Genomic DNA, 17,947 nt, shown 5'->3' on the forward strand with positions numbered 1-17,947 from the left:
TCTTGTTATGGGATGGGAAGCAGACTACTGGAATCAGGGACGTTTTCAATCCGACCAATGGGTGCCAGCCGATTGCGAGTCGCCCGCTTCAGTGCTTGTGAGCATCCCACCCCATCGCCATGCGATCAGAGCAACCTCCGGTAGAACCCGTACTCCGTCTCCAGCGCATGGGCGAGGTTGGCGGCCTGGCGGAAGCCGTGGCCTTCGTCGGGATAGAGGTGCACCTCCACCTCGCGGCCCAACTGGCGCAGGGCGTCGACCATGGCGTGGGTCTGCGCGGGGACGACCACGGCGTCGCGGCCACCCTGGAAGAAGATCAGCGGCGCCTCGATGTCCGCCAGGCGCTGCAACGGGGTGCGCTGGCGGTAGCGGTCGGCGTCGAGGTCGGGGTCGCCGATCAGCCAGTCGAGGTAGTCGGCCTCGAACTTGTGGGTGACCCGGCGCAGCGCCAGCGGGTCGCTGACGCCGTAGAGGCTGGCGCCGCCGCGGAAGTTGCGGCCCTCGGCCAGGGCCAGCAAGGCGCTGTAGCCACCGGCGCTGCCGCCACGGATGAAGGCCCGCGCGCCGTCGATGCGCCCGGCGGCGGCCAGGTGGGCGACCGCCGCGCAGGCGTCCTCCACCTCGATGCGCCCCCACTCCCCGCGCAGGCGCTGGCGGTAGGCGCGGCCGTAGCCGCTGCTGCCCCGGTAATTGAGGTCGAGCACGGCGAATCCGCGCTGGGTCCAGAACGGGATGCGCGGGTCGAACTGCGGGTAGCAGGCCGAGGTCGGCCCGCCATGCATGAACACCAGCAATGGCGGGCGCTCGTCGGCCGGGCCGCGCACCTCGGCATGGCGTGGCGGGTAGAAGAAGCCATGGGCGCGCTCGCCCTGGCCGCTGTCGAAGCCCAGGGGCTCGGGGCGTGACAGCTGCGCCTCGCCCAGCGGTTGCTCGCCGCCGGCCAGTATCTCGACGCGACCGCCCACGCGGTCGATGGCGATCACCGCCGGCAGCCGGTCCGGCGCCGTGGCGATGGCATAGAAATGGGCCTCGTCGGCTGCCAGGGCACGGAAGCGGCTGAAGGCGTCGGCCAGGCGTCGCTCCCCCGCACCGCCCTGCTCCGCCAGCACGCCGAAGCCCTGCTCGAAGCGGCTCGACAGCAGCCCACCTGACTCCAGCGGTAGCCAGGTGCAGGCGCCCAGTTGCCAGGGCGCGGCGGCGTGGTCGGCCTCGGCACACCCCACCACCGGGCGCCAGCCCCGGGTGGATTCCTCCCAGGGTTGCCAGCCGCCATGGCGGTCGCTCAGGCACAGCAAACGACCATCGGCGGCGAAGCGCGGCTGCTGCAGGGATTCCCCGCCTGCGGCACCGGCCAGCACGCGGTGCCCTTGCCAGTTGCCCCTGTCGTCGCGCTGCGCCTTGCACAGGCGGGTCTCGGTCCAGGGTTGCTCGGGGCGGTCCCATTCGATCCAGGCCAGGCGTTGGCCGGTGCCGTCCAGCACCGGGGTGGCGTAGAAGTCGGCGCCCTCGGCAATCACCGAGCGGGCGCCATCGGCCAGGGCGATGCTCACCAGGCGGTTGCGCACCGCCTCACCGCCGTGACGCTCTTCCACTGCCAGCAACGCTTCGCCCTGGGCGTCGAATTGCAGGTCGCCGAAGCGGCTGCCGGGCTGCCGCGTCAGTGGCCGAGGCGCGCCGTCGACGCGCTGGAGATAAAGCTGCTGGTCCGCCTCGTTGACGAAGGCGACACCCTCGGCGGTGGGGCAGAAGGCGCCGCCGCCGTACTCGTGCACCCGGCTGCGCAGGGAGAAGCCCGCCGGTGTCAGGCAGCGCGCCTCACCGTGGCGCCACAACCAGAGGGTGGTGCGCGCGTCCGCCGGGTCGAACTGGCTCCACAGCAGGCCGTGGGCGCAGCGTTTCAGCTCGGCGAAATCGCGGCTGGCCGCTGCCGCATCGAGGGCGCTGAAGGTGCTGGGCCAGGTGCCGTAGGGGGCGATGGGCATCGGGATTCCTCCTGCGGCGAAGGCTCAGGCCTTGGCGATCAGCTGCGCATTGCCCGGGTTGCGGAACACCAGCTCGCCCATCCCCCGTGGCGCCTCCTCGGCCTGGCGGCGGGCGTCGAGGATGATGCCGTGGTGCGCCGATTTGCTGCACACCGGGTCAGCGTTGGCGGCATCCCCGGTGAGCATGAAGGCCTGGCAGCGGCAGCCGCCGAAGTCGCGGTCCTTCTCGTCGCAGGAGCGGCACGGCTCGGGCATCCAGGCATCGCCACGGAAGCGGTTGAAACCGAAGGAGTCCTGCCAGATGTGGCGGATGCTGTGCTCGCGCACGCTGGGGAACTGCACCGGCAGCTGTCGCGCGCTGTGGCAGGGCAAGGCGGTGCCATCCGGGGTGATGTCGAGGAACAGGTTGCCCCAGCCGTTCATGCAGGCCTTGGGGCGCTCCTCGTAGTAGTCCGGGGTGACGAAGATCAGCTTGCAGGGGTGGTTCTGGGCCGCCAGCTTGTCCCGGTAGGTGTTGGTGATGGCCTCGGCGCGCTCCAACTGCTCGCGGGTCGGCAGCAGGCCGGCGCGGTTGAGCTCGGCCCAGCCGTAGAACTGGCAGGTGGCGAGTTCGACGAAGTCCGCCTCCAGCTCCAGGCACAGGTCGATGATGCGCTCGATGTTGTCGATGTTGTGCCGGTGGGTGACGAAGTTGAGCACCATCGGGTAGCCCGCCGCCTTCACCGCCCGGGCCATGGCCAGCTTCTGGGCGAAGGCTTTGCGCGAGCCGGCCAGCAGGTTGTTCACCTCCTCGTCGGCAGCCTGGAAGCTGATCTGGATATGGTCCAGCCCCGCCTCGGCGAACTCGGCGATACGCGCCTCGGTGAGGCCGATGCCGGAGGTGATCAGGTTGGTGTAATAGCCCATGCCGCGTGCCGCGCGGATCAGCTCGGCCAGGTCCTGGCGAACCAGCGGCTCGCCACCGGAAAATCCCAACTGCGCCGCCCCCAGCTCACGGGCCTGGCGGAACACCTCGATCCACTCGGCGGTGGACAGCTCCGCGCCCTGGCGGTCGAAATCCAGGGGGTTGGAGCAATACGGGCACTGCAGCGGGCAGCGATAGGTCAGTTCGGCCAGCAGCCATAAAGGTGGGCCGGGCTGGCGGGCCGGGCTAAGCGGTTCAACGCAACTCGATCCAGAACTGAGCACTGGCCACCTCCATGAACGCGAGGATGTCCTCGTCCACCCCCGGCACATCGGGGAAGCGCCCGGTGAGGTCATCGATGATGGCGGCGACGCTGCGCTGGCCGTCGATCAGCTTGAGGATTTCGCTAGCGCTCTCATTGAGCTTGATCATGCCTTCCGGGTAGAGCAGCACATGGCAGCCCTGGGCCGGTTCGAACTGGAAGCGGAAGCCCCGGCGCAGTTGCGGGGTCTTCGATTGCAGCACTTCGCTCATTGCCCCAGCCCCCGGTGCCAGACCCGCTCGCGGGTCACCGTGTGGTAGGGCGGGCGCTCCAGCTCGTAGGCCATGCTCATGGCGTCGAGCATGCTCCACAGCACGTCGAGCTTGAACTGCAGGATCTCCAGCATGCGCGCCTGCTGCTCCACCGTGCGGTAGTGCGCCAGGGTGATGCGCAGGCCGTGCTCCACATCGCGCCGGGCCTGGGACAGGCGCGAGCGGAAGTAGTCGTAGCCGGCCGGGTCGATCCAGGGGTAATGACTGGGCCAGGCATCCAGCCGCGACTGGTGGATCTGCGGCGCGAAGAGTTCGGTCAGCGAGCTGCTCGCCGCCTCCTGCCAGCTGGCCCGGCGGGCGAAGTTGACGTAGGCGTCCACGGCGAAGCGCACCCCCGGCAGCACCAGCTCCTGGGACAGCACCTGCTCGCGGTCCAGCCCCACCGCCTCGGCCAGGCGCAGCCAAGCCTCGATGCCACCCGCCTCGCCCGGCGCGCCGTCGTGGTCCTGGATGCGCTGGATCCATTCGCGGCGGGTGTCGCGGTCCGGGCAGTTGGCGAGGATCGCCGCATCCTTCAGCGGGATGCACACCTGGTAGTAGAAGCGGTTGGCCACCCACCCCTGGATCTGCTCGCGGCTGGCGCGGCCCTGGTACATGGCCACATGGAAGGGGTGGTGGATGTGGTAGTAGGCGCCCTTGGCGCGCAGTGCCTGTTCGAATTGCTCGGGACTCATGGCGGTCTGTTGCATGGACAGCTCCTTGTTATGCGCCACCGGCTCAGAGGCGGATGGCCATGCCATCGCGGGCCACTTCGATGCCGCGCGCGTCCAGTTCGGCGCGCTCGGCGGAATCGGCATCGAGGATGGGGTTGGTGTTGTTGATGTGGATGAGCACCCGGCGCTTGTCCTGCAGGCCATCGAGCACCTCGAGCATGCCGCCGGGGCCGCTCTGCGGCAGGTGGCCCATCTCGCTGCCGAGCTTGTCGCCCACCTCGCACAGGCGCATCTCGTCGTCGCGCCAGAGGGTGCCGTCCACCAGCAGGCAGTCGGCGCGGCGCATCCAGCCCAGCAGCGCCTCGTCCACCTGGCCCAGGCCCGGCGCGTAGAACAGCGAGCCGCCGGTGCGCAGGTCCTCGACGAACAGGCCGATGTTGTCACCCGGGTGCGGGTTGCCCCGGTGCGGCGAATAGGGCGGCGCGCTGCTGCGCAGGGCGATGGCGGTGAAGCGCAGCCCCGGGCAGGCGGGGATGGTGAAGGGCTCGCCGTCCAGGGCGATGGGGTTCCAGGCCAGGCCGCCGTTCCAGTGCTGCAGCATGGTGAACAGCGGGAAGCCGCTGGTCAGGTCCTGGTGGACCATCTCCGTGCACCACACCGAATGCGGGCAGCCCTCGCGCAGGGTCAGCAGGCCGGTGACGTGGTCGATCTGGCTGTCCATCAGCAGCACCGCGACGATGGCCGTGTCGCGCAGGCGCCGGGCCGGCTGCAACGCCGGGAAGGCCTCGATCTGTGCGCGGATGTCGGGGGAGGCGTTGCACAGCACCCAGTTGACCCCGTCATCGCTCAGGGCGATGGAGGACTGGGTGCGCGCCTCGGCGTTGAGGGTGCCGGCGCGCAGGCCGGCGCAGTTGCGGCAGTTGCAGTTCCACTGCGGAAAGCCCCCGCCAGCGGCGGAGCCGAGAATCTGGATATGCATGGGAACCCCTGTCGGGAAGCCCCGGCGGACCGGGGCAAGGACGATCAGCGGTTGGCGAAGTACATGGTCACTTCGAAGCCGATGCGCAGGTCGGTATAGGCGGGTTTAGTCCACATGGGTCGTTCCTCTTCTTATGGCGCCGGAGAATTCCGGCAGGTTTGAGTTAACCACCAGGCCCGATACCCCCGAATGCTACTTTCGAACGAGTTCCGGTCCTGATTTGGTAGCGTGCGTGCGACAGCTGTGCGCCCGCCCGCTACAGCTGTCGCATTTCTGCGACGGCTGCCCACGCGCCCCACACGGCACGGCCTGGCGACGAAGTGCCCTGGACCGGGCCTTGCGGCGGCGACTGAAGCTTTCGGCATGTGCCTTGCTGTATCCGTGCCATCTCCGACGGATGGATAACTGCAGGCAACTGCTCTGCGGTCTATGGTTGGAGCGTCCGGCCGGGCTGCCGGTTCGACCAAAACAACAAGACGCCGAGGCGCGCCCCCAGGGGCGACCATCGGCCAACGGGAGTGCCTATGACCTTGCATGCCTCGGAGACCAGCGCCAGCGAACTCGCGGCCTTCGTCGACCACCATTTCTCCGGGCGTGGCATCCGCCCCGACGGGCTCATCGCCCAGTCCTGGTACCGCAGCGTCACCCAGCACCGCCTCAACCCACGCGGGCGCGGCGAGAAGAACATCCTCACCGCCGCCGAGATCCGCCAGCACCAGGCCCAGCACCAGGAATACCTGGCCATCGCCAGTCAGGGCGTCACCGGCCTCGCCCGCCGTGTGGTGCAGGCCGGCTTCGCGGTGCTGCTCAGCGACGAGGACGGCATCACCCTGGATGCGCGCCTGCCCGCCGAGCGCGACCTCTACACCCAGTCCGGCCTGATCGTCGGCGCCCGCTGGGATGAATCCGTGGCCGGCACCAACGGCATCGGCACCGCCCTGGCGGCCGGCCAGGCGCTGACCATCCACCGCCAGGAACACTTCCTCACCTCCAATGCGCGGCTGAGCTGCTCGGTGTCGCCGATCTTCGATGCCCAGGGCCACCTGCGCGGCTGCCTCAACGCCACCTGCCTGAACAGCGACGGGCCCAAGGAGGCGCAGTACCTGACCCTGCAACTGGTGATCATGTACGCCCGATTGATCGAGAACGCCCACTTCCGCCAGAGCTACCGCGACCGCCTGACCCTGGCCATCAAGCCCCGTGACGACATCACCGACCTGGCCAACGAACAGCTGCTGGCCCTCGATGAACAGGGCCGGGTGATCGGTGCCAACCGCGCCGCCTTCGTCGCCTACGAAGAGACCCAGGGCAGCGCCCTGCTCGGCCGGCGCATCGACAGCCTGCTGCCGGCCGACGTCGATGAGCTGCTCAGCCTCACCAGCGGCGGCGCCCGTGGCGTGCGCCTGCGCGCCCTGCAGGGCGAGGCGCTGGTGGACGTCGGCCTGCGCATTCCCGCCGGGCACCTGCGCCCCGCCACGCCCGCTCCGCAGGTGCGCACACCGGCCAGCGAGCACCCCAATCTGGAACGCCTGGGCGGCGGCGACCCGCAGTTGCAACAGGGCGTGCGGCGCATCCGCAAGGTGATCGACAAGGGCATCCCCATCCTCATCACCGGCGAGACCGGCACCGGCAAGGAGGCCTTCGCCCGCGCCATCCACCAGGCCAGCGCCCGGCGTGCCGGGCCCTTCGTGGCGCTCAACTGCGCGGCGATCCCGGAGACGCTGATCGAGAGCGAACTGTTCGGCTACCGCGGCGGCAGCTTCACCGGCGCCAGCAAGAAAGGCATGAAGGGCAAGCTGGAGCTGGCCAACGGCGGCACCCTGTTCCTCGACGAGATCGGCGACATGCCCGCCCACCTGCAGACACGCCTGCTGCGCGTGCTGGCCGAGCGCGAGATCTTCCCCCTGGGCGCCGAAGCACCGGTGCCGCTGGATGTGCAGGTGGTCTCCGCCACCCACCAGGACCTGGCCGGGATGATCCAGGCCAAGCTGTTCCGCGAGGACCTGTTCTACCGCCTCAGCGGCATGACCCTTTCCCTGCCGGCCCTGCGCGAACGCAGCGACCGCGCCGAGCTGATCGAGGCCCTGCTCGCCGCCCAACCCGGCGCCGAGGGGCTGCGCCTGGACGAAGCGGCCCGCCAGCGCCTGCTCGCCCATCCCTGGCCGGGCAATATCCGCCAGTTGCTCAATGCCCTCCGCTACGCGGTGGCCCTGGCCGAGGATGGCGTGATCGACTGCGACTGCCTGCCCGCCGAACTGCATCAGGCCGCCCTCCCCGCCACGCTCGCGCCCCGCGCCGAAGCGCCCGCCAGCCTCGCCGACCAGTTGGGCGACGACGAAGCCCGCCACCTGCTGGCCACCCTGCGCCAGCACCGCTGGAACATCAGCGCCGCGGCCGAGGCCTCGGGCATTTCCCGCTCCACGCTGTACCGCAAGATGAAGAAGCACGGCATCGTCCAGCCCAATGAGATGTTCTGATCCGTAGGGGCGAATTCATTCGCGATCAGGCGTGGCGGCGAACACCGCCGCCACGCCCGCCCCTCACTCCTGGATGTACACCACGTGGGTGTGGGTGAACTCGTACAGCCCGTGCTTGCCGTCCGCGCCACCGATGCCGGATTTGCGCGTGCCGGCGTGGTAGCCCTGCATGGCCTCGAAGTTCTCGCGGTTGACGTAGGTCTCGCCGAAGTCGATCTCGCGGCTGGCCTTCAGCGCCGCGCCGAGGCTGCGGGTGTAGATGGATGAGGTCAGGCCGTACTCGCTGTCGTTGGCCAGGGCGATGGCTTCGTCGAGGTCGTCGACGATCTGGATCGGCAGCACCGGGCCGAAGATCTCCTTGCGCATGATCTCCATGTCCGCCTTGCAGCCGGCCAGCACCGTGGGCTGGTAGTGGAAGCCCTTGCCCTTGTCCGCCACCGCGCCGCCGGTCACCACCTGGGCGCCCTGGCCCTGGGCGGTGCGCACCATCTGCGCGACCTTGTCGAGGCCGGCCTGGTTGATCAGCGGGCCCATGTCCAGCTCGGCATTTTCGGAGGGGTCGCCATAGCGGGTGGCGGCCATGGCCGAGGCGATCTTGTCGATGAAGGCGTCGGCCACCTTGCGCTCGACGTAGACGCGCTCGGCGCAGTTGCACACCTGCCCGGTGTTGATCACCCGCGAGGCGGTGATGGCGGTCACCGCCAGGTCCAGGTCGGCGTCGGCGAGGACGATGGCCGGGGCCTTGCCGCCCAGCTCCAGGTTGAGCTTGGTGATGTTCGGCGCGGCGGCGGCCATGATCCGCGCGCCGGTGCCGACGCTGCCGGTGAAGCTGATCAGGTCCACCCCGGCGTGGCTGGTGAGGCTGTGGCCGACGCTGGCGCCGCGCCCGCCAACGACGTTGAACACGCCGCTGGGCAGGTCGGTCTCGGCCACCAGGCGGGCGAATTCGTAGCAGTTGATCGGCGTCTCTTCGCTGGGCTTGATGACGATGGTGTTGCCGGTCAGCAGGGCCGGCGCCATCTTCCGGGCGATGAGGAAGAACGGGAAGTTCCACGGCAGGATGCCGGCCACCACGCCCAGCGGCTTGCGCAGCAGGAACACGTGTTCGTTGACCCGGTCGCTGGTCAGCACCTCGCCTTCCAGGCGCCGTGCCCACTCGGCCATGTAGTCCAGGTAATCGGCGGTGAAGTCGACTTCCACCCGCGCCAGCGCCGGGACCTTGCCCTGCTCGCGGGTGATGATCCGCGCCAGGCGTTCGGCATTGGCACGCACCTTGGTGGCGATCTGGCGCAGGTAGCCGGCGCGCTCGATGGCCGGTTTGGCGGCCCAGGCCTTCTGCGCGCCACGGGCGGCGGCGATGGCGCGCTCCACCTGTTCGATGGGGGATTCCGGCACCCGCGCCAGCAGCTCGGCGTTGGCCGGGTTGTGCACCTCGATGTGCTGGTCGCTGCCGACGAAGGCGTTGGCGATGTAGTTCTGGTAGAGGGGGGTCTCGGTCATGGTCGCTCTCGCTTGCTTTCAGGGAGTGGAACGGGCGGGCATCCGGCCCGCCCGGCGGATCACTTGGCGCTGAAGCGCGTCCAGGCGTCGCCTTCCTGCTTCAGGTCATGGGCGCGCTTGATCAGGTACTGGTGGATCTGCTCGACCTCGGCGGCGTTGAACGCCTCGGCGAAGGACGGCATGCCGTCGGGCACGCGACCGCCGTAGAGGATGCCGAGGAACATCTGGTGCTTCTCGCTCGTCAGCTTGCGCAGGTCCGGCAGCACGCCGCCGCTCACCGCATGGATGCCGTGGCACTGCGAGCAGTGGCCGTCGTAGAGCTTGGCGCCGGCCTCCACATCCGCAGCGCTGGCGGTCAGCGGCGGCGGCTCCGGGGCGTCGGCCGGCGGGGCCGGTTCCTGCAGCTTGGCGGTGCCGCCGAGCTTGTAGGTCAGCACCTGGGAGAACGGCTGCACGCCGGCACGCAGGGACAGGGCCCCGGCGAAGGTGGAGAAGGCGCCGCCCCAGCCGGCCATGAAGGTCACGTACTGCTCGCCGTCGACGCTGTAGGTCACCGGTGCCGCCATCACGCCGCTGGCAGCGGGCTGCTCCCAGAGCTTCTTGCCGCTGTCGGCGGCGTAGGCGATCACCCGGCCATCGGCGCTGCCCTCGAACACCAGGTTGCCCGCGGTGCTCAGGGTGCCGCCGTTGAAGATGGTGACGTAGGGCACTTCCCAGGCCGGCTCCTGCTTCACCGGGTCCCAGGCGATCAGCTTGCCGGACCAGGTCTTGGCCATCTCCAGCAGGCCGTCCGGGCCCTCGGGCATCATCCCGGTCTTCAAACCCAGCTGGTACATGCTCTTGAACGGGTTGCGCCTGGGCGCATCCGGGATGTGCTCGTAGTAGGCCGACATGATGTGCGCCGGGATGTACACCAGCCCGGTGTCGGGGTTGTAGGACATCGGGTGCCAGTCATGGGCGCCCCAGAAGGCCGGCGTCACCAGGTTGCGCTTGCCGTTCTTCCAGTAGGCGGCGTTCTCCTCGTCGACGATGGGCCGGCCGGTCTTCATGTCCATGCCCTTGGTCCAGTTCTGCGGCACGATGCCCTTGGCCGAGAGCAGCTCGCCGGTGGCGCGGTCGATGACGTAGAAGAAGCCGTTCTTCGGCGCCTGCATCAGCACCTTGCGCGGCTTACCCTCGATGGGCAGCTCGGCCAGGATCATGTGCTGGGTGGCGGTGAAGTCCCAGGCATCGCCGGGGGTGGTCTGGTAGTGCCAGGCGTATTCGCCGGTGTCGGCATTGACCGCGACTATGGAGGACAGGAACAGGTTGTCGCCCTTGGCCTGGCTGCGCCATCTCGGGTCCCACAGCGAACCATTGCCGACGCCGATGTAGAGCAGGTTCAGCTCCGGGTCGAAGGCGAACGAGTCCCAGGCGGTGCCGCCGCCACCCTGCTCGACGAAGGCGTCGCCGTGCCAGGTCTTGCGGGCGATCTCCATGGCCTTGTCTTCGGGCGGCAGCTTGGGGTCGCCCGGTACGGTGAAGAAGCGCCAGGCCTGCTTGCCGGTCTCGGCGTCGTAGGCGGTGACGTAGCCGCGCACGCCGAACTCGGCGCCGCCGTTGCCGATGATCACCTTGCCGTTCACCACGCGCGGCGCGCCGGTGATGGTGTAGCTGCGCGCCTTGTCGTTGCGCGTGTCCACCGACCAGACGCGCTTGCCGGTCTTGGCGTCGATGGCCTCCAGGCGACCGTCGAGCACGCCGACGTAGACCTTGTCCTTCCACACCGCCACGCCACGGTTCACCGCGTCGCAGCAGGCCTCGCCGGCGCGGTTGCGGTCCGATTGCGGGTCGTACTTCCACAGCAGCTTGCCGTTACGCGCATCCAGCGCGTAGACCACCGAGAAGGGGCCGGTGGTGTACATCACCCCGTCGACCACGATGGGGGTCGCCTCCACGCCGCGGTCCAGGTCGAGCTTGTAGCTCCAGGCCAGGCCGAGCTTGCCGACGTTGCCGTCGTTGATGGTCTTCAACGGGCTGTAGCGCTGCTCGTCGTAGGTGCGCCCGTGGCTCATCCAGTTACCGGGCTCCTGGTCGGCGGCGATGATGCGCTTGCCGTCCACGTCCGCCGCCCACGCGGCCGAGGAACAGGCCACGCCCAGGGCGATGGCGGCGATCAGGTGCTTGAGGGTCGAGGCGGCGGGCGGCGGCTCCCAGCCTCCGCTGCATTGCAGGCCAATGTGCTTCATCAGTGGGTCTCCGATTCTTATTAGGGCCGCAGCCTCGCGCCACGGCCCCAGCCCTATCGCAATGGCTGTGCCAGCGTTGCGCTGGATGGCTGCAGGGCCCGTGGCAGAAGGGTTTGACGGTTTTATCGGAGAGGCACCGCGAACCTCGCCAGGCGGGCACATGTCGCAGGTGCGGGACAGGCGCAACGAGAGGTGGAACAGCTGTGTCAGGGCCGTGGGAGCAACCCGTGGCGTAGGGTGGATGACGCTTCATCCATCCACCATTGCGGCGTCCAGCCCCACATAGTGGTTGCCGGCCTACACGCAACCGTAGGTTGGCGCCGAGCGCAGCGAGGCCCAACGGAGCGATGCCCGGCCTTGCGACGTTGGGCTTCGTACCTCAGCCCAACCTACGGGGACTCCGTGTTTAACGACCAACACCGCTGGTGGATGAAAAGAGCGTCATCCACCCTACGAATCGTGCATGCGATGGGGTGATCTGGCGGGCAAAAAAAACGGCCCCGAAGGGCCGTGGCTCGACACTCATCCGCCCGCCGGAGTGTGCAGCTTGCGCGGGGGTTGATGGTCGACAAGGGGATTCGGCCCGCAGGCGGCGGGCCGTTCCAGGCTCGGGGATCAGAAGAAGCCCAGGGGGTTGATGTCGTAGCTGATCAGCAGGTTCTTGGTCTGCTGGTAGTGGTCGAGCATCATCTTGTGGGTCTCGCGGCCGACGCCGGACTTCTTGTAGCCACCGAACGCGGCGTGGGCCGGGTACAGGTGGTAGCAGTTGGTCCACACGCGGCCAGCCTTGATGCCACGGCCCATGCGGTAGGCGCGGTTGATGTCGCGGGTCCACAGGCCGGCGCCGAGGCCGAACTCGGTGTCGTTGGCGATGGCCAGGGCTTCCGCCTCGTCCTTGAAGGTGGTGACGCCCACCACCGGGCCGAAGATCTCCTCCTGGAACACGCGCATCTTGTTGTGGCCCTTCAGCAGGGTCGGCTGGATGTAGTAGCCGCTGGCGAGGTCACCGCCCAGGCGCTCGGAAGCGCCACCGGCGAGCAGCTCGGCACCTTCCTGCTGGGCGATGTCGAGGTAGCTGAGGATCTTGTCGTACTGCTGCTCGGAGGCCTGGGCGCCGACCATGGTGTCGGTGTCCAGCGGGTCGCCGCGCTTGATCGCCTTGATCTTCTTCATCACCTCGACCATGAAGGGCTCGAAGATCGACTCCTGCACCAGCGCCCGCGACGGGCAGGTGCACACCTCTCCCTGGTTGAAGAAGGCCAGCACCAGGCCCTCGGCGGCCTTCTCGATGAAGGCCGGCTCGGCCTGCATGATGTCTGCGAAGAAGATGTTCGGGCTCTTGCCGCCCAGCTCGACGGTGGACGGAATGATGTTCTCCGCCGCGCAATGCATGATGTGCGCGCCCACCGGAGTGGAGCCGGTGAAGGCGATCTTGGCGATGCGCTTGCTGGTGGCCAGGGCCTGCCCCGCTTCCTTGCCGAAGCCCTGGACGATGTTGAGCACGCCCGGCGGCAGCAGGTCGCCGATGATCTCGGCCAGCACCATGATCGACAGCGGGGTCTGCTCGGCGGGCTTGAGCACCACGCAGTTGCCGGCGGCCAGGGCCGGGGCCAGCTTCCAGGCGGCCATCAGCAGCGGGAAATTCCACGGGATGATCTGCCCCACCACGCCCAGCGGCTCGTGGAAGTGGTAGGCGGCGGTGTGTTCGTTGATCTCGGCGGCGGAGCCTTCCTGGGCACGGATGCAGCCGGCGAAGTAGCGGAAGTGGTCGGCGGCCAGGGGCACGTCGGCGTTCAGCGTTTCACGCACGGCCTTGCCGTTGTCCCAGGTCTCGGTGACGGCGAGCACTTCCAGGTTGGCTTCGATGCGGTCGGCGATCTTCAGCAGGATCAGCGCGCGGTCCTGCACCGAGGTCTTGCCCCAGGCGTCGGCGGCGGCGTGGGCGGCGTCCAGCGCACGGTCGATGTCGGCGGCGTCGGAGCGGGGGAATTCGGCGATCACCTCGCCATTCACAGGCGAGGTGTTGGTGAAGTACTGCCCGGCCAGCGGCGCGACGAACTCGCCGTTGATGAAGTTGCCGTAGCGCGGCTTGAAGGTGACGACGGCGCCAGGGGTACCCGGTTGCGCATAGATCATGACGATGGCCTCTCTTGTCGGAGCCTGGCGCTGGGGTGGCCAGGTGATGGGCCGATCTTAGTCAGCGCCCCGGAGCCCCCGGAATGCCCCCATGGAAGCGATGCCTTACTCATTTGGTAGTAGATGCGGCGGACGGTTCGAGGCCTCTGCCATCGGCCTTGCGGCGGGTTCACCGAGAACGGGACGCGTAGGTCGGGTGCAACCCGACACCCCCGCGCACGGGCCATCGCGGGTTTCACCCGCCCTGCATCAAGGCTCAGCCCTGCTCGGGGCGGTAGCCCAGGCGCAGGCCGCCCCAGTGGCGGCCACGGATGAAGATCGGTACCGAGAGGTCGTGCATCAGCTCGCCGGTGTCGCGGGTGTAGGTCTGCAGCAGCAGCGGCTTCTGGTGGCTGCCGCAGCGGATGCCGGTGCGATCGCTGAACTTGCGCTTGCTGCGGCTGCGCAGCATGTCCACCTGCGGATCGCCGACGGGCGGGTGGGCGAAGGCCTGGTTGTGGGTGGGCACGTAGCCTTCGGGGGTGCAGGCGATGGCGAAGACCAGGCCCTCGTGGCGCTTGAGCAAAGGCTCCTGGATCGCCGGCAGCACCTGGTCGGCGTAGCTGTCGAAGCGGGTGCGGAACTTGGGCGGCGCCGTGTTGGGCACCGCCTGGTAGTGGCGGTCGAAGAGATCCTCCAGCCCCACCCTGCCCTGCTCGATGTCCGCCTCGAAGCGCCGGGCGATCTGCTCGGCGCCTTCGCGCGCCAGGTCGTAGACGCGCTGGTGGTAGTCATCCAGGCCGACTTCGGCGAGGCGCTCGCTGATGGTCTCCGCCTGGCCCTCCAGTTGCACCGCCGCCTCGGCCAGGCGCTGGGTCTGCTGGTCGCTGATGCCCAGGTCGCTGCGCACCTGGTCGACGGCGGCGAACAGGCTGGTGAGCTGCTCGCGGTTGGTCTCGGCACCGCTGGCGATGACGCCGATCTGCGCCTCCACGCCCACCGCGAGGCCGGCGATGCTTTCCAGGTGCTGGCCGGTCAGTTCCACCTGGGCCACGCCCTCGTCCAGCTCGGTGGAGAGGTGTTCGATCTGCGCCACCACCTCGGCGGTCTGGCGCTGGATGTCGGCGACCATCTGCCCCACTTCCTCGGTGGCGCTGGCGGTGCGCCCGGCCAGGCCGCGCACCTCGTCGGCGACCACGGCGAAGCCGCGCCCGTGCTCCCCGGCCCGCGCCGCCTCGATGGCGGCATTGAGGGCCAGCAGGTTGGTCTGGCTGGCGACCGACTGGATCACCGAGGTCACCCGCTGGATCTCCTCGCTGCGCTGGCTGAGGGTGGCGATCAGCTCGCGGCTGTCACGGGCGCGGGTGTTGAGGGCATGCATGCGCGTGATGGCGCTGCGCAACACCTCGCGCCCGGCCTCGCTGCTCTGCCGCGCCTCGCGGGCGGAAGCCTGGGCCTCGTGGCTGAGGCGGGTGGTGGTCTCTTCGGTATCGATCATCACCTCGGCACTGGCGACGATGCGCGCGGCGGCGTCCAGTTGCGACTCCAGGCGCTCGCCCAGCTGCTTCACCGAATAGGCCACGCCGGCGGCGGACAGCGCATTGTGGCTGGTGGTGAAGGACAGCTCGCGGGTCAGTCGGGCGATGTCCGTGCCCATCTGCTGCGGCGCCTCGACAGGCGCCCGGCGCCACAACAACGGCAGCCAACAGGCCGCGACCAGACCCAGGAGCGCGACGGGCCAGGGCAACCCGGCCAGGTGAACGGCCAGCAGCAGGGCGGTGGCGAGCAGGGATTGAGCGCAAGCGAGCGCGATGGGCAGGCGGGACGACGACATCGGAGCACCTCGTGCAGCACCGGCCGATGACGCCTCCCCGGCAGGGGTGGAGGCCGGCAGTGTCTTTTGATAAGTGCCCGCATTAAATCCCTCCACCGCGGGGCTGCACAGCCTGGCCGCCTAGCCATTTAGTCTTAGTACGACCTGGCGAAAGGCGTGGCATGGACCTGGCCATGGGGAGTAGCGCGGCGTTGCTCCGCGCAGGTGCAACGGCCGCTCCGGCCTGGCGGGACGGCCGGCCGCCAGGCCAGGCGGCCGGCCGACACCATCAGTGGGTCACGACCTCGGCGGGCTCGCGGCGCTTCAGGTAGTTGTCGAAGAGCTGGTTGGCATTGCCCAGGGACATCAGGTGCGCGTAGATCCAGCCGAGGAAGCCGCTGTGGTGCAGGTCCAGCACCTGCTCATCCGCCAGCGCCAGGAACTTCTCCTCATCCACCGCCAGGAAATCGCTGAGCACGAAGCTCTCGCCGCTGGTATGGGACAGCTTGATGGCACGTGGACTGAGCAGGTCGAGGGCGTGCAGCTTCTCGACGAAGGTGCGGGTCCGCTCCATCTCTGCGGTGAAGTTCTGCAGGAACTGGATCATCTCGTCGAGGTAGTCGCTGTTCTGCCCCTGCGCGTCGAACAGGTCCTTGCCCTGCTCTTCGCTCCAGCCGCTGAACGCCGCGTCAAAGCAGACGGTGAAGTGGCTGGCTTCGTCCTGGGCCAGCACAAAGGGATAGCGGCGGATGAACGCCGGGATGTAGGTGTTGGCCTGCCAGCGCTGCTCGGCGTCGAGGTAGCCGTTGTGCCCCTCCTTCAGCCCCAGCAGCGCGATCGGCGTGGCCTGGCTGCCCTCGCCGATGAACACCAGCGGGTAATGGCGCGCCGCCTGGAAGAACTCCAGGCCGGCGACCGGCACCAGGTGGGTGGACGCGGCGAAGTCGCAGTTCTCCGACTGCTGCAGCTTGAGCGCCTGGTGCTGCTCGCGGTTGAGGGCCTGGATATCCTTGTAAAGCAACAGCGTGGTCATCTTGGTTCTCCGTTCTATCGATTGAGGGGTCAACGCAGGACAATCTGGGCCAGCACCTGTCCGCTGTCCTGGTCCGGCACCACATCCTTGAGCGTGTTCGCCGCGACCAGGCTCAGGCTCAGGTGCCGGCCCCAGTTGAAGTTGAGGCCGACACCCACGCTCTGCAGGTCGATGTCGGCGATGCCGAGCTCCATGGCCCGGCCGTAGTCGAAGAAGACGAAGGGCTGCCAGCGTTCGCTTGGCCGCCACCAGGCCTCCAGGTTCAGCGTCGCCCCCTGGGGCGAGGAGATCACCCCGGGATCGTAGCCCCGGACGCTGCTGATGCCGCCGAACTGGTAGAACAGCGACGCCGGCAGCGCCTGGGTGTCACTGGCGAACTGCCAGCCGAACCGCCCCACCAGCTCGTACTGCTCGCCCAGCGCGCGCGACAGGTAGCCCTGCCCGTTGAGCAGGCCATAGCTGCCGCCGTCGCCGCTCACGGCGTTATCCACCTGCGCCTGGCGCACGCGCTGTTCGTAGCGCAGGTACCAGGGCGCGGAGCGGTACTCCACCTGGCCGCGCAGGAAGCCTTCCCGGGTATCCACCTCGCTCAGGGTGAAGCCCTCGATGGTGTTCTCGGAGCGCTGCTGGTTGTAGCCGACGCCCCCCTGCAGGACCCAGTGCTCGTCCAGCCACCAGGGCTGGTCGAAGCCCAGCGTCCAGGTCCTGGACTCACCCTCGATGTTCAGCGACGCCAGCGGGCCTTCCTCGACCGTCATGCTGTTGCCGCCGACCTCGCCATAGGCGACACCGTTCCAGCGATTGACCGGGCGGCTGTAGCGCACGCTGCCGTACTGCGACCCGGAGGTCGCCACCAGCAACAGGTTGAGGGCGTCGGCGGCCCCGGTCGGCGAGAACCAGGTCAGGCTGCCGCCGTACTGCTCGCGGCCGGTGCCCTCGTTCCCGTAGTTGTTGGCGAACAGGCTCCATTGCAGGCTGTCGGGCTCGAAGGCCTCCAGCTCGACTGCTGTGGTGCCGAACCGTGCGCCCGGCGCCAGGCTTGCCGTCACCTGGGGGCCGGGCGTGGTCGCGTTGAAGCGCTGGATGGCATTCATCAGGGCCGGGCTGTCCAGGGTCGTGCCCGGTTCGACGTGCAGGCGCCGATCATAGAATGCATCGTCCACCCGGCGCGGGCCGCCCTTCCAGGAAACCTGGTCGACCTTGGCCTCCACCAGCACGATGCGCAGTTGGCCGCCCTCCAGGTCCTGCGCAGGGATCAAGGCGCGGGCCGTCAGTTGTCCGCGCGCCTCGTACAGCTCGTTGATCTCCCTGAGCAGGCGGTTCAGGTCCTCGAAGCCGATCTCGCGCCCGACATAGTGCCGCGCCATGGCCTCCAGTTGCTCGCGCGGCAGGTACTCGGAGGCGTTGAAGCCGATGCCGGAGAGGACAAAGCGTTCCCCACCCTCCGGCAGCCGCTGGTCCTCCGGCTCTTCGCCCCGCAACGCCGGCACCTGGGTGCGCCGTGCGCGCTCCTCGATACGCCGTTGCTGCTGGATCTGCTCGATCTGCTCGCGCTGCAGGTTGGGGTTCACCAACCCCGGCACCTGCGGCGCGATGGTTTCGGCCAGGGCCGGCAGCGGCCCGGCGGCCAGGCTCGTCAGCACCAGCCAGGAACAGCGACGGGTCATGC

The 17,947-nt window shown here is 68.7% G+C and carries 13 protein-coding genes; 1 reads left to right on the plus strand and 12 read right to left on the minus strand.

The features are described from left to right. Nucleotides 1-125: 125 nt before the first annotated feature. The 6 genes from PI990_RS22360 to pqqA are packed head-to-tail and all read right to left on the minus strand — an operon-like array spanning nt 126 to nt 5,228. Entirely contained in the window at nt 126-1,982 is a 1,857-nt protein-coding gene (locus PI990_RS22360; protein ID WP_271658509.1) for a S9 family peptidase, read from the minus strand. A 24-nt stretch (nt 1,983-2,006) separates the two neighbouring features. After that, nucleotides 2,007-3,170, minus strand: coding sequence for a pyrroloquinoline quinone biosynthesis protein PqqE (gene pqqE, locus PI990_RS22365; RefSeq protein ID WP_271658510.1), 1,164 nt, complete (start codon nt 3,168-3,170; stop codon nt 2,007-2,009). Beyond that, nucleotides 3,142-3,420: a pyrroloquinoline quinone biosynthesis peptide chaperone PqqD gene (gene pqqD / locus PI990_RS22370; protein WP_043241947.1), complete on the minus strand. Its 279-nt coding sequence runs from the start codon at nt 3,418-3,420 to the stop codon at nt 3,142-3,144. The genes pqqE and pqqD overlap by 29 nt, the downstream gene beginning before the upstream one ends. Then, nucleotides 3,417-4,169, minus strand: a complete 753-nt coding sequence (gene pqqC / locus PI990_RS22375; protein WP_043241948.1) for a pyrroloquinoline-quinone synthase PqqC — start codon at nt 4,167-4,169, stop codon at nt 3,417-3,419. The genes pqqD and pqqC overlap by 4 nt, the downstream gene beginning before the upstream one ends. Nucleotides 4,170-4,197: 28 nt before the next feature. Next, nucleotides 4,198-5,112, minus strand: coding sequence for a pyrroloquinoline quinone biosynthesis protein PqqB (pqqB, locus tag PI990_RS22380; RefSeq protein WP_271658511.1), 915 nt, complete (start codon nt 5,110-5,112; stop codon nt 4,198-4,200). 44 nt (nt 5,113-5,156) lie between these two features. After that, nucleotides 5,157-5,228 carry a pyrroloquinoline quinone precursor peptide PqqA gene (pqqA, locus tag PI990_RS22385; RefSeq protein ID WP_003243383.1) on the minus strand — a complete coding sequence of 24 codons (72 nt, stop codon included), beginning with the start codon at nt 5,226-5,228 and terminating at the stop codon, nt 5,157-5,159. A 408-nt stretch (nt 5,229-5,636) separates the two neighbouring features. On the opposite strand from pqqA, the gene PI990_RS22390 reads away from it, so the two are divergent. Then, a complete protein-coding gene (locus tag PI990_RS22390; protein WP_271658512.1) occupies nt 5,637-7,589 on the plus strand; it encodes a sigma-54-dependent Fis family transcriptional regulator in 1,953 nt (650 codons plus the stop codon). 63 nt (nt 7,590-7,652) lie between these two features. Here PI990_RS22390 and aldA read toward each other — a convergent pair whose 3' ends face one another. From aldA to PI990_RS22420, 6 genes are all read right to left on the minus strand, one after another. Beyond that, complete coding sequence (gene aldA, locus PI990_RS22395) at nt 7,653-9,089, minus strand: aldehyde dehydrogenase (RefSeq protein ID WP_271658513.1); 1,437 nt, start codon at nt 9,087-9,089, stop codon at nt 7,653-7,655. Between the two features lie 59 nt (nt 9,090-9,148). Next, nucleotides 9,149-11,317: a PQQ-dependent dehydrogenase, methanol/ethanol family gene (locus PI990_RS22400; protein ID WP_271658514.1), complete on the minus strand. Its 2,169-nt coding sequence runs from the start codon at nt 11,315-11,317 to the stop codon at nt 9,149-9,151. A gap of 615 nt (nt 11,318-11,932) precedes the next feature. Further along, nucleotides 11,933-13,453 carry an acetaldehyde dehydrogenase ExaC gene (exaC, locus tag PI990_RS22405; protein WP_271658515.1) on the minus strand — a complete coding sequence of 507 codons (1,521 nt, stop codon included), beginning with the start codon at nt 13,451-13,453 and terminating at the stop codon, nt 11,933-11,935. Nucleotides 13,454-13,709: 256 nt separating this feature from the next. Next, a complete protein-coding gene (locus PI990_RS22410; protein WP_271658516.1) occupies nt 13,710-15,266 on the minus strand; it encodes a methyl-accepting chemotaxis protein in 1,557 nt (518 codons plus the stop codon). Between the two features lie 268 nt (nt 15,267-15,534). After that, a complete protein-coding gene (locus tag PI990_RS22415) occupies nt 15,535-16,278 on the minus strand; it encodes a SapC family protein (RefSeq protein ID WP_111264069.1) in 744 nt (247 codons plus the stop codon). 29 nt (nt 16,279-16,307) lie between these two features. Then, the gene (locus PI990_RS22420; RefSeq protein WP_271658517.1) at nt 16,308-17,945 is read right to left on the minus strand and encodes a ShlB/FhaC/HecB family hemolysin secretion/activation protein; all 1,638 of its coding nucleotides are present in this window, start codon (nt 17,943-17,945) and stop codon (nt 16,308-16,310) included. Between the last annotated feature and the right edge of the window lie 2 nt (nt 17,946-17,947).

The organism is Pseudomonas sp. TUM22785, from assembly GCF_028198105.1.
GTDB lineage: Bacteria > Pseudomonadota > Gammaproteobacteria > Pseudomonadales > Pseudomonadaceae > Metapseudomonas > Metapseudomonas solani.

Bases quoted from the DNA above. Each gene is read 5' to 3' on its own strand.
- PI990_RS22360 (WP_271658509.1), bottom strand. From the start codon at position 1,982: ATGCCCATCGCCCCCTACGGCACCTGGCCCAGCACCTTCAGCGCCCTC.
- PI990_RS22410 (WP_271658516.1), bottom strand. From the start codon at position 15,266: ATGTCGTCGTCCCGCCTGCCCATCGCGCTCGCTTGCGCTCAATCCCTG.
- PI990_RS22415 (WP_111264069.1), bottom strand. From the start codon at position 16,278: ATGACCACGCTGTTGCTTTACAAGGATATCCAGGCCCTCAACCGCGAG.
- PI990_RS22390 (WP_271658512.1), top strand. From the start codon at position 5,637: ATGACCTTGCATGCCTCGGAGACCAGCGCCAGCGAACTCGCGGCCTTC.
- pqqD (WP_043241947.1), bottom strand. From the start codon at position 3,420: ATGAGCGAAGTGCTGCAATCGAAGACCCCGCAACTGCGCCGGGGCTTC.
- pqqB (WP_271658511.1), bottom strand. From the start codon at position 5,112: ATGCATATCCAGATTCTCGGCTCCGCCGCTGGCGGGGGCTTTCCGCAG.
- PI990_RS22420 (WP_271658517.1), bottom strand. From the start codon at position 17,945: ATGACCCGTCGCTGTTCCTGGCTGGTGCTGACGAGCCTGGCCGCCGGG.
- PI990_RS22400 (WP_271658514.1), bottom strand. From the start codon at position 11,317: ATGAAGCACATTGGCCTGCAATGCAGCGGAGGCTGGGAGCCGCCGCCC.
- exaC (WP_271658515.1), bottom strand. From the start codon at position 13,453: ATGATCTATGCGCAACCGGGTACCCCTGGCGCCGTCGTCACCTTCAAG.
- pqqC (WP_043241948.1), bottom strand. From the start codon at position 4,169: ATGCAACAGACCGCCATGAGTCCCGAGCAATTCGAACAGGCACTGCGC.
- aldA (WP_271658513.1), bottom strand. From the start codon at position 9,089: ATGACCGAGACCCCCCTCTACCAGAACTACATCGCCAACGCCTTCGTC.